A 12,787-nucleotide genomic window follows, 5' to 3' on the forward strand; every position below is an offset into this window, starting at 1 on the left:
TTTTAGTAAATGAAACGAACCCGGCCAACACTTTCTCCAGCACTTGTTCTCCTCTCCATATTTTTTCTTTTAAGTGGATGTAATAAAAAAAGTAATTCTCATTTTGTTTCTGAAGTAAATATCATCCCGGCACCACAAAGTATTCAACATCAGGATGGAAGTTTTATAATTACCGAGGAAACAACCTTTAGCTCTTCCGAAGAATTTAAATATGCCAATCAATTTTTTCAGAAATATATTTTAAACGGAACCGGTATAAGTCTGAAAACTATAGCCGATCCCGAAAAGGCCGATATTCACTTTAAAACTGATACAACCCTCCCTGCCGAAGGATATCGTTTAACGGTGAGCAACAATGGAATTTTGTTAGAAGGGGCTGACAAGGCAGGGGTTTTTTACGGGGTTCAAACCATTCGTCAAATACTTCCTCCTGATATGGAAACGGCAATGGTTAGAGAGAAATCAACTGCTGAAATTCCGGCAGTCACCATAACCGATGCCCCTAGATTCGCTTATAGAGGAATGCATCTGGATGTTGCCCGACATTTTTTTCCGAAGGAATTTATTAAAGAATACATTTCCTACCTGGCTATGTTGAAGATGAACTATTTTCATTGGCATCTCACCGAAGACCAGGGCTGGCGTATTGAAATTGAGCAGTTTCCTCGTTTAACCACACATGCAGCCTTTAGGGACGAAACCCTGCTAGGACATTACAATGATACTCCTCAAAAATTCGACGGACAACGTTATGGGGGATTCTACTCCAAAGAAGACATAAAAGAGATCATTGCCTATGCAGAAGCCCACCATATTACAATTGTGCCCGAAATTGAAATGCCGGGACATGCCCAGGCTGCCATTAGTGCTTATCCGGAATTAGGCTGCTCCGGAGAGCAGGTGCCGGTAGCCACTAAATGGGGCGTATTTGAAAATATCTATTGTCCAAACCAGAAAACCTTTGCTTTCCTTAAAGGAGTCCTCACCGAAGTGATCGAACTATTCCCGGGAGAATACATCCATATTGGTGGGGATGAAGCGCCAAAGACCAAATGGAAGCAATGCGCTCATTGTCAGAAATTGATCCGGGACCACGGACTAAAAGACGAGCACGAGTTACAGAGTTGGTTTATCAAAGAAATAGAGACTTTTATTAATAGTAAAGGTAAGAGCATTATTGGGTGGGATGAGATCCTGGAAGGAGGCCTGGCACCAAATGCGACGGTGATGTCATGGCGGGGTACACAAGGTGGAATAGAAGCGGCCAAATCAGGCCATAAAGTGATCATGACCCCCACCTCGCATGCTTATTTCGATTATTACCAAAGCGAAAGAACCACAGAACCGCTGGCGATAGGAGGATTTCTTCCTTTGGAGAAAGTGTATGGGTTTAATCCGATTCCCGAAGAATTATCCCCGGAAGAGGCAAAATATGTGCTTGGCGCCCAGGGAAATGTCTGGACCGAATATATGAAGACCAAGCAACAGGTTGAGTATATGATCTTTCCAAGAATGTTGGCTATGAGTGAAGTGGTTTGGAGTGGGCCTACCGAAAATTTTGGAGAAGACTTTGCCCATTTTGTAAACAGGGTTGAAAGTTTTCACCAACGCTTGGAGGCGATGCATGTAAATTATGCGAACCATCTATACTCCATAAAAGGTGAAGTGATAAAGCGAAAAGAAGGCGTTTACTATAAATTATCGACACCCACTTCTGGGAAATTGATAAAATACATGTTACCCAACGGGAATTTAACAGCGTATAATGAGCCATTCCCAATTGGTGGTTTGAGAACACAGATAAAGGCTATGGTCTATAAGGATGGACAGGTAGTTAGTGACACTTTTGTGGAGGATATCACTTTTCATAAAGGAATGTTCGCTAAAATTAATTTGAATACCCATCCTTATAAATCTTACAGTTCGGGGGGAGTAGAAGCCTTAAATAATGGTATTAAAGGAAGCGACTCCCGCTATGGGGATTCTGAGTGGCTGGGTTTCTGGGGGGACGATCTTGAGGTTACCATCGAGCTGGATACAGCACAGGAGCTTAGCTGGATTTCAACCAGTTTTTTCCACGCTCCCGGACAATGGATCTATGCGCCTAATCAAGTGACTTTGCTCATTTCAAAAAACGGGATTGATTATCAAATAGATCAAACCCTGGATCTGAATCCAGATGCCACACGGGTGAATGCCATCCTGGATATTGATACCTTAACCACTAAATTTATCAAACTTAAGATCCCAAATTTCGGAACCATCCCGGATGGGAAACAAGGAGCGGGTAACAAAGCCTGGACCTTTATAGATGAGATCATTATCCAATGATAGTCGAGATCTGTGCATCTAATTTCGAAAGCGCGGTGGCTGCCTGGCAGGGCGGTGCAGATAGGATAGAACTCTGCACTAAGCTTTCGGTGGGTGGAGTAACTCCACCTAAGGACTTGATCGATAAAGTAATTTCGGAAATAAATATTCCGGTTCATGTGCTTGTTCGCCCTAGGGCGGGTAATTTTTGTTTTTCTGAAACTGAGATCAGCGACATGATCCATTCTATACGGTATTGTCGAGATAGCGGATGTGCAGGAATTGTAAGTGGCGTTCTCACTGCTGAGAACGAAATTGACATCAATAATACTGCACGGCTTATGGAAGCGGCCGAAGGCATGAAATTTACTTTTCACCGGGCCTTCGATGTGTGTGCAAAACCAATATCCGCTATTAACGATCTTTTGAAACTAGGCGTAGACAGGTTGCTTACTTCCGGGCAACAACCCAAGGCCATCGATGGCATCGAGCTCCTTATTAGGCTTCATGAACTTTCACAGCACAAGATAGAGATCATGCCGGGAGCCGGTATTAGCCCCGCCAATGTTTTGGTCTTTAAAGAAGCAGGTTTTAAAAGTGTGCATCTCTCGGCGATCAATAAAACAAAACCCGCCGGTTCGTTATTTGAAAATGGCGTTGAGGGTGTGTCAGATTTAAATACTATAAAAGAAATTGTGAATTTACTTCGTTAGCGTAATGGAAATCCTTTAGCTGCCCACCATGGGTGAATTTCTATTAACAGCCTACCCGCCTTAACCATGGGGTCCAAATTTGCCAAACTATCTGCCATTTGAAAGGTGGGGACATTGTAAATGGTGATCCCTCTAATATCCCAATCATCGCCAAAAGGCCCCGAAATATCGGCATATCCCAGATCGTACATTCTGCCTAAATGCTTGAGATGTGCCTCCTGGAGTTTGGAAGCTTCAAGTGAATCCTGCGATCGATTTGGCCCGCGTTTCAGGAAGGCTATGAAGTACTGTTGCATTAGAATGGTATCCCTTGTATCCGGATCTACATAATCGAACAGCTGATATCCCTTATCGGTTAGTTCTTTTTTTATTTCTGAAATAGATCTCCCTTCAACACCAAAATGTAATTCTTTTCCATCGTTATGTTGATGGTTAGTGTGATCGTCTTCTATTTCTTCGGTTAGATGATCATTATGGTTATGGGTTTTTGGTTCGTCCTTACAAGCAATAATGAGGACCGGGAGTAAAAGCAACAAAAATTTACGTTTCATCTTTCCAGTTTTTATAGGGATTTTTACCAAGATTAGAATTGTAATACCGTACGTCTCCGGTAACTTCAGCACCCAGCCAATCGGGTTTCTGGAAGGGAGAGGTTTCCGACTTAAGTTCGATCTCCGCAATTACCAATCCTTCATTCTCGCCATGGAATTCGTCCACTTCGTACAAAGATTTTCCAACGCAGATCTCATATCTGGTCTTTTCAATGATCCCCGGTTCACATAGATGTAAAAGTGCCCTGGCATCCTTTATATTTAGATTGTCTTCCCATTCGAACCGGGTAGTACCGCTATCATTAGATTTTCCCTTTACGGTGATAAATCCCATTTCACCCCGGATGCGGATGCGTACAGTTCGTTCGGGATCGGTATTAAGAAACCCTTGAATGATTGTAGTTTTTTGTCGGCTTTCGTTTTTATAGGCCTTCGAATTCACCAAAAATTTTCGTTCTATTTCTATCATTCCATTGATTCCTGAAGTATCACTAAGATATCATAATTTTACGGTATGATTGAAGGAGTTCCCTATAGAAAGATCATCCATGTGGATATGGATGCGTTTTACGCATCTGTGGAGCAATTGGACAATCCGGAACTGCTTGGGAAGCCCATTGCGGTTGGAGGCGGAGGACCCCGGGGCGTGGTGAGTGCAGCCAGTTATGAGGCGCGTAAATTTGGAGTGCGGTCTGCTATGAGCGGTGTACTGGCGAGGAAGCGATGCCCCGATCTAATTTTTGTGCGGCCTCGCTTCGATCGTTATAAAGAGATCTCCGGGCAAATTAGGAAGATATTTCATGAATATACAGACCTGGTGGAGCCGCTTTCTCTGGACGAAGCATATCTGGATGTTACCCATAATAAAATAGGAAACCCCAGTGCTACCTTGATTGCCAGGGACATACGAGCTATGATCAGGGAAAAGACCGGATTGAATGCTTCCGCAGGTATTTCCATTAATAAGTTTGTTGCTAAGATTGCCAGTGATATCAATAAACCCAATGGGCAAAAAACAGTTCCACCAGAGGAGGTGATCGAATTTCTTGAACAGTTGGATATAAAAAAATTCTATGGAGTTGGGAAGGTGACCAGAGAGAAAATGTATCTGCATGGAATCTATACGGGTAATGATTTGAAGAGTAAATCGCTTTCATTCCTGGAGGAGAAATTCGGTAAAAGCGGGAGGTTTTACTACGATATAGTTCGCGGCATTCACAAGAGCCAGGTGAAGCCTTCACGTATACAGAAATCTCTTGCTGCAGAACGTACCTTTAACGAGAATATTTCCAGTGAGATCTTTATGTTAGAACGCCTGGAAGGTATAGCCCAGGAAGTTGAGCGAAGGCTTAAAAAGAATAATCTGGCAGGAAAAACGGTAACCCTTAAAATTAAGTATAGTGATTTCACGTTACAAACACGTAGCAAGACGCTCCCACTTTTCATTTCTTCCAAAGAATTGTTGATGGAGAACGTTAAAGATTTGTTATATCAGGAAAAAATGAAAGATTCGGTACGCTTGTTGGGAATTTCCTTATCAAACCTCAACAATGAGGACAACAGGAAGGAGGAACAACCTCCGCCAGATAAAACTATTGACGTACAACTTAAACTCGATTTTTAGCAAGTGAATTACAGAACTACTTGAATTTCATTATTAACTAAAACCTTTACGATCATGAAAAAAGTAGTTTTTGCACTAGCAACCCTCGTTTTAACAACGGTATTCATTTCCTGTAAGAATGAAGTCGAATCTTCATCACTCCAGGAAAATCCCGATCAAGAATCTGCAGAAAATGTCCCCCAGGACCTCGCCATTGCCGATGTAAACAGTAATGAAACCACTCGTGGTAATTATCTTTATGTAACGGCTCCAAGTGGGTTAAGCCTCAGGGAATTTGGAAACCTTCAGAGTAATAAATTAGCCCGGATGCCTTATGGCACCAAGGTGAAAGTAATTAATGCTGAAGACAAGCATACGATGACCGTAGCCGGAATAAAAGGCGGTATGAACGAAGTAGAGTTCAATCATAAAAAAGGATTTGCATTTAATGGCTACTTGTCCAGATATTTCCCCCCCGAACTTAATATTACGGTAAAAGGCTATGCTATGGAACTTCAGCAATACTATCCCGAGGTAAAGTATACAGAAGCCACAAAAGGAACTGCCAGCAACCCTGTAAACACAGAATCTATATTACTCCCCGGAGCCCAGTGGCACGAAGCTTTTTTTATGGCTCAGCGATTGTTCGATTTCCCCAAGGAATTCGAATTTCCTAACCCCAAGGGTAAGAAATCTGAAATAATATTCGATGGGAAGCCTAAAAAAGGAATATGGACCAGCCAGTTGGAAATAAACAGAAATGATGACGGATTGGAGAATATATCCTACGTGTACAGTTCGAAGCAGTTTGATGCCAAGGTCACTATAGAACAAGTTGGAGATGGCATGAAGATCTCCAGGACTGAAACAATTAAATAAATTTAATGAATTGAAAAGCGACCCTTCCGGGTCGCTTTTTTTATACGTGAGAAACTCTCAATGTGTTCACCATTCCTTTTTCTGCTATCGGCATTGCAGCCAGGTTTATGAGGTAATCTCCTTTTTTTACAAAACCACTTTTCAACGCCATTTTATTCACGTCTTCCACGGTTTCGTCTGTGCTAACATATTTATCGTAATAGAAGGATTTCACGCCCCACAAAAGGTTAAGCCTTGATAAGATCCTTTTGTTCGATGTAAATACCAAAATATGTGAGTCTGGTCGCCATGCAGAGATCTGGAAGGCGGTATATCCACTATTGGTTAATGTACAAATAGCCGTAGCCTCGATCTCATCGGCCATTTTAGCTGCGTGAAAACATACAGATTTTGTAATATATCGATTGGTTCGAACGTGGGGTGGCTCCTGCGGAACTCTAATGAGTTCACTGTTCTCAACCTGTCTGCAAATATTGGCCATGGTCATGATAACCTCAACCGGGAATTTCCCAACCGAAGTCTCTCCGGAAAGCATAACAGCGTCTGCACCGTCCATCACGGAGTTGGCAACGTCGTTCACTTCGGCGCGCGTGGGAGTGAGCGAACTTATCATGGTTTCCATCATTTGAGTGGCAATAATAACAGGGATCCTGGCCCTTTTGGCTGTTAAAACCAATTGCTTCTGAATAAGAGGAACTTCCTCTGCCGGCACTTCAACACCCAGGTCACCCCGGGCAACCATAAGTCCGTCACAGTATGGGATTATGGTGTCTATGTTCTGTACAGCTTCCGGTTTTTCGATCTTTGCAATGATAGGTATCTTGTATTCGCTATGAGCTTCTATCAAGGCTTGTAATTCTTTGAGATCTTCGGCATGTCGTACAAATGAAAGCGCGATCCAGTCCACTTCCTGTTGAACGGCGAAAATAGCATCTTCTTTATCTTTTGCGGTTAAGGCAGGTAACGAGATATTAGTATTGGGAAGGTTAACTCCTTTTTTTGAGCGCAGCGGGCCACCTTGCCTTACAACTGCAACCACTTCGTCTTTTTTATTTGTAGTTTGAACTTCGAAGATTAGTTTTCCATCGTCAAGAAGGATTCTTTCTCCTTTTTTTACATCCTTCGGAAAGGAATCATAATTCATATAGACTCGTTCACTAGTACCTTCAAATTCGTCCCCGGTACAAAACTTTATAACATCTCCGGGTTCAACCACAACTTCCTCTTTCATCATTCCAACGCGCAATTTCGGCCCTTGGAGATCGGCCAGAATAGCCGTGGAGGTCTTCATTTCTTCGCCCAACTCCCTGATAATTTCGATTCGTTTTTTCACATCATCGTAATTGGCATGCGAAAAATTTATTCGGAAGACATCGGTACCTTCAAGGATCATTCTCTTTAAAGTTTCCTTATCGGAAGTGGCCGGGCCTAAAGTTGCAACGATCTTTGTTCTTTTTTGGTTTGGCATTAGTCAAAAATTAAATTGTTCTTAGATTTCAATTGTTCTATTTCTACTGTATAGGCGGAAATTACCTGATTGATCTCGTTGAGATCCATCAGTAATTTACGTATTGGCAATTTTTGTGATTCTGAAGTAATTTTCAATAGGTAATCGGCAGATTTAAGTTCGGGTATCAAATACTCTGTAATAAGTTCGGCCGAAGCTTCATCGTTAAACAATCCGCCGCTGGCAATGGTCCTTGCGTTTATAGTCTTAAAACTATTTGCAAGCAGATCGTATGTTGTGTATTCGAATTCATCCTCAAATTCGAACCAGGGGAACGAAAGCTCGAGGCCGTGTTTGGAAAAATCAAGATCGGTTCTTCTCCTTTTCAACTGTAATGACAAATGTTGATTGAGAAGAAACGCCATCTTATAGGCTTCTACACTACAATGAATGGCAATAAGACTGAATTCGTCCTTAAAATCATCCTCCAGTATCAATTTATAATTTGCCATATATCTAATTACTTGTTAAAAATAGACATTGTTTTGCGGATGCAATGTTTAGAGAACCTTAAATTTAAGTAATAAACAATCGAAAACGTTTGCGAAAAGCCTGTGCCTGTCCGGATTATGATAAATCCTTCTCTATCGCGGTTTGAAGTTTGTAAAATGCTCTTTTTGCAGCTCGTTCTTCCGCCTTTTTCTTTGAAGTAGCTCTTGCCTTGGCCACGGTTTGGTCTTCCAGCTGAAGTTTCACGGCAAAATGTTTTAATTCATCGGCCCCGGTGTCGTCGTATACTATAAATTTGAACGGCTTTTTGTTTTTCTGACACCATTCTATGAATAAGCTCTTATAGCTGATCACCTTCCCTTCCAGCCTTTCTATATCCACATAGGGTTTTATAACACGTCTGTGGATGAATTTCTCGCAATATTTATACCCCCTGTCGAGGTAAATAGCACCTACAAGGGCTTCAAAAACATTACCGTGAATGTTTCCGCCAAACTGTTCGGTGGGAATGGAAGTTTTTAAGAGACTGATGAGATTAAGGTCACGCCCTAATTCGTTCAAGTGTTCGCGGCTCACAACCTTTGATCGCATTTTTGTAAGATAGCCTTCGTCTCCATCTGGTACCTCCATAAACAGATGAGAGGCGATCACGGCGCCCAACATTGCATCGCCAAGAAATTCGAGACGTTCGTAGTTTTGTCTTTGGCCATCACTATTTTTTTCGTTCATGGAGCGATGAGTGAATGCCTCCTCATAAATGGTGATATCCCTTGGTTTGAACCCGAGTATTTTTTTAATGGTTACAAAAAAATCCCCGTCCTTTTCAGTACGAGGATTAAATATGTCTTTAATTGAAGCCATTTACATGGGTTAGTCTTCGATCTTCCTGAAAAGTACGCAGGCATTATGACCTCCAAATCCGAAGGTATTGCTCATGGCTACTTTAATTTCCCGTTCTTGCGCGGTATTTAAAGTTAAATTTAGGGAAGGATCTATTTCCTCATCAACGGTCGTATGATTTATGGTAGGAGGAACAACGCTGTGTTCCATTGCCAGGATGGAAGCTATGGCTTCTATTGCCCCTGCTGCTCCCAGCAGGTGACCCGTCATCGACTTGGTAGAGTTTATATTAATGTTTTTAGCGTGTTCTCCAAACACGGCTGTTATCGCCTTAAGTTCTGCTACATCTCCTAATGGAGTTGCAGTTCCGTGGGTGTTGATCGCATCAACATCTTCAGGTTCCATATTAGCATCCCTCAGGCAGTTAAGCATTACCCTTTCTACTCCAATTCCGTCGGGGTGAGGCGCCGTCATGTGATAAGCATCGCTTGACATCCCGCCTCCAACAACCTCGGCGTATATTTTTGCACCTCGTTTTTTGGCGTGTTCGTATTCTTCCAGGATAAGGGCTCCTGCACCTTCGCCAAGTACAAAACCGTCCCTTGTTGCATCGAATGGTCTGGATGCGGTCTCAGGGCTGTCATTTCTGGTGGACAGGGCGTGCATCGCATTGAAGCCTCCCATTCCGGCCTGAGTCACAGCAGCTTCACTTCCTCCTGTAACAATGATATCACAATGTCCCAAGCGTATATAATTAAGTGCATCGATCATGGCGTTCGCCGAAGATGCACATGCAGAAACTGTGGTGTAGTTTGGGCCCATAAGCCCATGTTTTATGGAGATATTACCAGGAGCAATATCGGCTATCATTTTCGGAATAAAGAAGGGGTTGAAACGCGGTGTTCCATCCCCTTCTGCAAAATTTATCACTTCATTCTGAAAAGTCTCAAGGCCTCCAATACCGGCACCCCAGATAACCCCAACGCGAAATTTATCAACTTCATCAAGGTTTAATCCGGAATCCAGAATGGCTTCATCTGAAGAGACGAGTGCATACTGCGCAAATCTATCCAGTTTCCGTGCCTCTTTCCTGTCAAAATGGTCTTGTGGATCGTAATCTTTAATTTCACAAGCGAATTTTGTTTTGAACTTTTCGGTATCAAAATAGGTAATTGGCGCGCATCCGCTTTTCCCATTTTTCAGACCGTCCCAATATTGGGAGACGGTGTTACCAATGGGTGTAAGGGCACCAAGACCTGTAACTACAACTCGCTTTAATTCCATATGGAAGTGTTTTTTACTTAGCCTCTTCTATATAGGAAATAGCCTGTCCAACTGTGGCTATATTTTCGGCCTGATCGTCCGGGATTTGAATGTCGAATTCTTTTTCAAATTCCATGATAAGCTCAACGGTATCAAGGGAATCTGCCCCAAGGTCGTTGGTGAAGCTAGCTTCATTTACTACTTCGTTTTCGTCAACGCCTAATTTGTCTACGATGATTGCTTTTACTCTTGATGCAATGTCTGACATAATATTTGATTTTAAATTTAATTAAGTGGCAAAAATAAAATATTTTAAATTAAAACCCCACTTTAACTAATAAATGTGATTACCAATTTAACAAATTTTGAGCGAAGTAAAACTCCTTTGCCGTACTTTTGTTATTTATTATAAACTTCTTCAAACAACGAACCTTTCAGAATGAAGAAACGCATAGCGATTTTCGCCTCGGGTAGTGGTACCAATGCCCAAAACATCATCCGATACTTTAAATCATCTCCTGTTGGGGAGGTTGTTCTTGTCCTCTCAAACAAGAGGCATGCCAAGGTGCTAGAAAGAGCTGAAAATGAAGATATTAAATCCTTATACTTTGATAAGGCTGACTTATACAGTGAAAAAGGTGTGCTAAGGACCCTGGAGAAAACCAGGGTAGATCTTATTGTTCTGGCAGGGTTTTTACTGAAGTTTCCTGAAATTATCCTGAATAAGTATCCCAACAAAGTAATTAATATACATCCGGCCCTGCTACCGGCTTACGGTGGAAAAGGAATGTATGGAAAGCATGTACACGAAGCGGTTATCAATAATGGTGAAACGCAAAGCGGGATCACGATCCACTATGTAAACGAAGCATATGATGAAGGTGCTATAATCTTCCAGGCTTGTACAGATATTTCAGTAGAAGATACACCCGAATCCCTGGCGGAAAAAATTCACATCCTGGAATATGAGCACTTTCCGCAGGTGATCGAGCAACTCATAACTTCAGAAGAAAATGGCTAAAAAAGAGAAATTCTATGTGGTGTGGTTTGGAAATCCAGCAGGTATCTTCGGAAGTTGGGAGGAATGCCAGCGTTCTATAAAAGGCGTAAAAGGTGCGCAGTATATGTCGTTCGACAATTTCGCTGACGCTAAAAAAGCCTACAATAAAGAATATGCAGACTACAAAGGAAAAAACTCAAAGAAGAAGAAAAGCCTTACTTCAGAAGAAAAAAAGAAATTTGGAGAACCTAATCTCTACTCCATTGCAGTCGATGCAGCATCGAGCGGAAATCCAGGGAAGATGGAATACAGGGGTGTAGACACCCAAACCCATGAACAACTTTTTCATCAGGGGCCTTTTATGGATGGCACTAATAATGTGGGCGAATTCTTAGCGCTTGTCCATGGAATCGCATATCTGAAAGAGAAGAATAGTGACAGGATGATCTACAGCGATAGCAGGATCGCTATTGGCTGGGTGAAGAAAAAGAAATGCAACACAAAGTTGAAAAGAACTTCGAAAAACGATTCACTTTTTAAGCTAATCGCAAGAGCCGAAGCCTGGTTAAAAAAGAACGATTATACAACTCGCATATTGAAATGGGAAACCAAAGCCTGGGGTGAAATTCCAGCCGATTTTGGGCGGAAGTGATCTCTCGTTACGAGTGCATTATTTTAATAAAAAACGTATCTTTGCATCTTTCAAAACAAGCCCTTTATGAGTAAACTGGTAATCGTTGGAACTGTTGCGTTCGACGCCATTGAAACCCCTTTTGGGAAAACGGATAAAATCCTGGGGGGAGCAGCCACGTTTATCGGTCTGTCTGCCGCTCAATGCGGCGCTGACGGGGCTATCGTTTCTGTGGTAGGCGGAGATTTCCCCAAACAATATATAGACATGTTCGTGGAAAAAGGACTTGATGTCACCGGTCTGGAGATCGTCGAGGCAGGAAAAACTTTCTTCTGGAGTGGAAAATATCACAACGATATGAATTCCCGAGATACCATCACTACAGAGCTTAATGTGCTTGAGTCTTTTAATCCTGTGGTCCCCGATTCTTATAAAGATGCTGAAGTAGTTATGTTAGGTAATCTGCACCCTATGGTACAACTTGGGGTGATCGAGCAAATGGAAGATCCAAAACTCATTGTGCTTGACACCATGAATTTCTGGATGGATAATACGCTCGCGGAGCTAATGAATGTTATAGCGAAAGTTGATGTGATCACTATAAACGACGAGGAGGCACGACAATTAACAGGTGAATATTCGTTGGTTGTTGCGGCAAGAAAGATCATGGCAATGGGGCCCGATTATGTGGTTATAAAAAAAGGTGAGCACGGAGCATTGCTGTTTCACGATAACGATATTTTTTACGCACCGGCGTTACCCCTTGAAGCGGTCTTCGATCCTACAGGAGCAGGAGACACTTTTGCAGGAGGTTTTACGGGCTATATGGCGAAAACAGGAGATTATAGTTTTGAAAACATGAAGAATGCGATCATTTACGGATCGGCTATGGCTTCTTTTTGTGTGGAGAAATTTGGTACAGAGCGATTGCTAAATCTGTCACCCAAAGAAGTTCATCAGAGACTGAAACAATTTCAGAATCTAACTCAATTTGATATAGAATTAACCTAACCGCGCGCCCTGAAGAATCGGGGCGTTTT

At 42.2% G+C, this 12,787-nt stretch carries 14 protein-coding genes; 7 read left to right on the plus strand and 7 right to left on the minus strand.

Annotated features, from left to right (window positions below):
* The first annotated feature begins 9 nt into the window (after window positions 1–9).
* Together C5O00_RS04810 and C5O00_RS04815 are read left to right on the plus strand one after the other, a co-directional pair.
* Window positions 10–2,331: a beta-N-acetylhexosaminidase gene (locus C5O00_RS04810; protein ID WP_105215428.1), complete on the plus strand. Its 2,322-nt coding sequence runs from the start codon at window positions 10–12 to the stop codon at window positions 2,329–2,331.
* Window positions 2,328–3,023 carry a copper homeostasis protein CutC gene (locus tag C5O00_RS04815; RefSeq protein ID WP_105215430.1) on the plus strand — a complete coding sequence of 232 codons (696 nt, stop codon included), beginning with the start codon at window positions 2,328–2,330 and terminating at the stop codon, window positions 3,021–3,023. The genes C5O00_RS04810 and C5O00_RS04815 overlap by 4 nt, the downstream gene beginning before the upstream one ends.
* Here the strand turns inward: C5O00_RS04815 and C5O00_RS04820 are convergent.
* Both C5O00_RS04820 and C5O00_RS04825 read right to left on the minus strand, forming a co-directional pair.
* On the minus strand, window positions 3,020–3,574 hold the full coding sequence (locus tag C5O00_RS04820; RefSeq protein ID WP_105215432.1) for a YciI family protein: 555 nt from the start codon (window positions 3,572–3,574) through the stop codon (window positions 3,020–3,022). The genes C5O00_RS04815 and C5O00_RS04820 overlap by 4 nt on opposite strands.
* Window positions 3,564–4,043, minus strand: a complete 480-nt coding sequence (locus C5O00_RS04825) for a CYTH domain-containing protein (protein ID WP_105215434.1) — start codon at window positions 4,041–4,043, stop codon at window positions 3,564–3,566. Before C5O00_RS04825 ends, C5O00_RS04820 begins: the two co-directional genes overlap by 11 nt.
* Before the next feature lie 45 nt (window positions 4,044–4,088).
* Here C5O00_RS04825 and dinB point away from each other — a divergent pair, with 45 nt between their 5' ends.
* Together dinB and C5O00_RS04835 are read left to right on the plus strand one after the other, a co-directional pair.
* Entirely contained in the window at window positions 4,089–5,198 is a 1,110-nt protein-coding gene (gene dinB / locus C5O00_RS04830) for a DNA polymerase IV (RefSeq protein WP_105215436.1), read from the plus strand.
* 54 nt (window positions 5,199–5,252) lie between these two features.
* A complete protein-coding gene (locus C5O00_RS04835) occupies window positions 5,253–6,056 on the plus strand; it encodes an SH3 domain-containing protein (RefSeq protein ID WP_105215437.1) in 804 nt (267 codons plus the stop codon).
* A gap of 40 nt (window positions 6,057–6,096) precedes the next feature.
* Here the strand turns inward: C5O00_RS04835 and pyk are convergent, their stop codons facing one another.
* The 5 genes from pyk to C5O00_RS04860 form a co-directional block, all read right to left on the minus strand.
* Entirely contained in the window at window positions 6,097–7,524 is a 1,428-nt protein-coding gene (gene pyk, locus C5O00_RS04840; protein ID WP_105215439.1) for a pyruvate kinase, read from the minus strand.
* Window positions 7,524–8,015, minus strand: a complete 492-nt coding sequence (locus C5O00_RS04845) for an IPExxxVDY family protein (RefSeq protein WP_105215441.1) — start codon at window positions 8,013–8,015, stop codon at window positions 7,524–7,526. The genes pyk and C5O00_RS04845 overlap by 1 nt, the downstream gene beginning before the upstream one ends.
* Window positions 8,016–8,130: 115 nt before the next feature.
* Window positions 8,131–8,874, minus strand: coding sequence for a ribonuclease III (rnc, locus tag C5O00_RS04850; protein WP_105215443.1), 744 nt, complete (start codon window positions 8,872–8,874; stop codon window positions 8,131–8,133).
* 9 nt (window positions 8,875–8,883) lie between these two features.
* Window positions 8,884–10,137, minus strand: coding sequence for a beta-ketoacyl-ACP synthase II (gene fabF, locus C5O00_RS04855; RefSeq protein ID WP_105215445.1), 1,254 nt, complete (start codon window positions 10,135–10,137; stop codon window positions 8,884–8,886).
* A 13-nt stretch (window positions 10,138–10,150) separates the two neighbouring features.
* Window positions 10,151–10,384 (minus strand): acyl carrier protein, encoded by a 234-nt coding sequence (locus C5O00_RS04860; protein ID WP_034259990.1) that lies wholly within the window; start codon window positions 10,382–10,384, stop codon window positions 10,151–10,153.
* A gap of 171 nt (window positions 10,385–10,555) precedes the next feature.
* Here C5O00_RS04860 and purN point away from each other — a divergent pair, with 171 nt between their 5' ends.
* The 3 genes from purN to C5O00_RS04875 all read left to right on the plus strand — a co-directional run bounded on the left by purN (window position 10,556) and on the right by C5O00_RS04875 (window position 12,758).
* Complete coding sequence (gene purN, locus C5O00_RS04865; RefSeq protein ID WP_105215447.1) at window positions 10,556–11,137, plus strand: phosphoribosylglycinamide formyltransferase; 582 nt, start codon at window positions 10,556–10,558, stop codon at window positions 11,135–11,137.
* The gene (locus C5O00_RS04870; RefSeq protein WP_105215449.1) at window positions 11,130–11,768 is read left to right on the plus strand and encodes a ribonuclease H1 domain-containing protein; all 639 of its coding nucleotides are present in this window, start codon (window positions 11,130–11,132) and stop codon (window positions 11,766–11,768) included. Before purN ends, C5O00_RS04870 begins: the two co-directional genes overlap by 8 nt.
* 66 nt (window positions 11,769–11,834) lie before the next feature.
* On the plus strand, window positions 11,835–12,758 hold the full coding sequence (locus C5O00_RS04875) for a PfkB family carbohydrate kinase (RefSeq protein ID WP_105215451.1): 924 nt from the start codon (window positions 11,835–11,837) through the stop codon (window positions 12,756–12,758).
* The last annotated feature ends 29 nt before the right edge of the window (window positions 12,759–12,787 follow it).

This window comes from Pukyongia salina (genome assembly GCF_002966125.1).
Classification (GTDB): domain Bacteria; phylum Bacteroidota; class Bacteroidia; order Flavobacteriales; family Flavobacteriaceae; genus Pukyongia; species Pukyongia salina.

Coding starts and splice junctions, on each gene's coding strand:
- dinB (WP_105215436.1), top strand. CDS start 4,089: ATGATTGAAGGAGTTCCCTATAGAAAGATCATCCATGTGGATATGGAT.
- C5O00_RS04835 (WP_105215437.1), top strand. CDS start 5,253: ATGAAAAAAGTAGTTTTTGCACTAGCAACCCTCGTTTTAACAACGGTA.
- C5O00_RS04825 (WP_105215434.1), bottom strand. CDS start 4,043: ATGATAGAAATAGAACGAAAATTTTTGGTGAATTCGAAGGCCTATAAA.
- C5O00_RS04820 (WP_105215432.1), bottom strand. CDS start 3,574: ATGAAACGTAAATTTTTGTTGCTTTTACTCCCGGTCCTCATTATTGCT.
- C5O00_RS04875 (WP_105215451.1), top strand. CDS start 11,835: ATGAGTAAACTGGTAATCGTTGGAACTGTTGCGTTCGACGCCATTGAA.
- C5O00_RS04815 (WP_105215430.1), top strand. CDS start 2,328: ATGATAGTCGAGATCTGTGCATCTAATTTCGAAAGCGCGGTGGCTGCC.
- rnc (WP_105215443.1), bottom strand. CDS start 8,874: ATGGCTTCAATTAAAGACATATTTAATCCTCGTACTGAAAAGGACGGG.
- C5O00_RS04860 (WP_034259990.1), bottom strand. CDS start 10,384: ATGTCAGACATTGCATCAAGAGTAAAAGCAATCATCGTAGACAAATTA.
- C5O00_RS04845 (WP_105215441.1), bottom strand. CDS start 8,015: ATGGCAAATTATAAATTGATACTGGAGGATGATTTTAAGGACGAATTC.
- C5O00_RS04810 (WP_105215428.1), top strand. CDS start 10: ATGAAACGAACCCGGCCAACACTTTCTCCAGCACTTGTTCTCCTCTCC.
- fabF (WP_105215445.1), bottom strand. CDS start 10,137: ATGGAATTAAAGCGAGTTGTAGTTACAGGTCTTGGTGCCCTTACACCC.
- C5O00_RS04870 (WP_105215449.1), top strand. CDS start 11,130: ATGGCTAAAAAAGAGAAATTCTATGTGGTGTGGTTTGGAAATCCAGCA.
- pyk (WP_105215439.1), bottom strand. CDS start 7,524: ATGCCAAACCAAAAAAGAACAAAGATCGTTGCAACTTTAGGCCCGGCC.
- purN (WP_105215447.1), top strand. CDS start 10,556: ATGAAGAAACGCATAGCGATTTTCGCCTCGGGTAGTGGTACCAATGCC.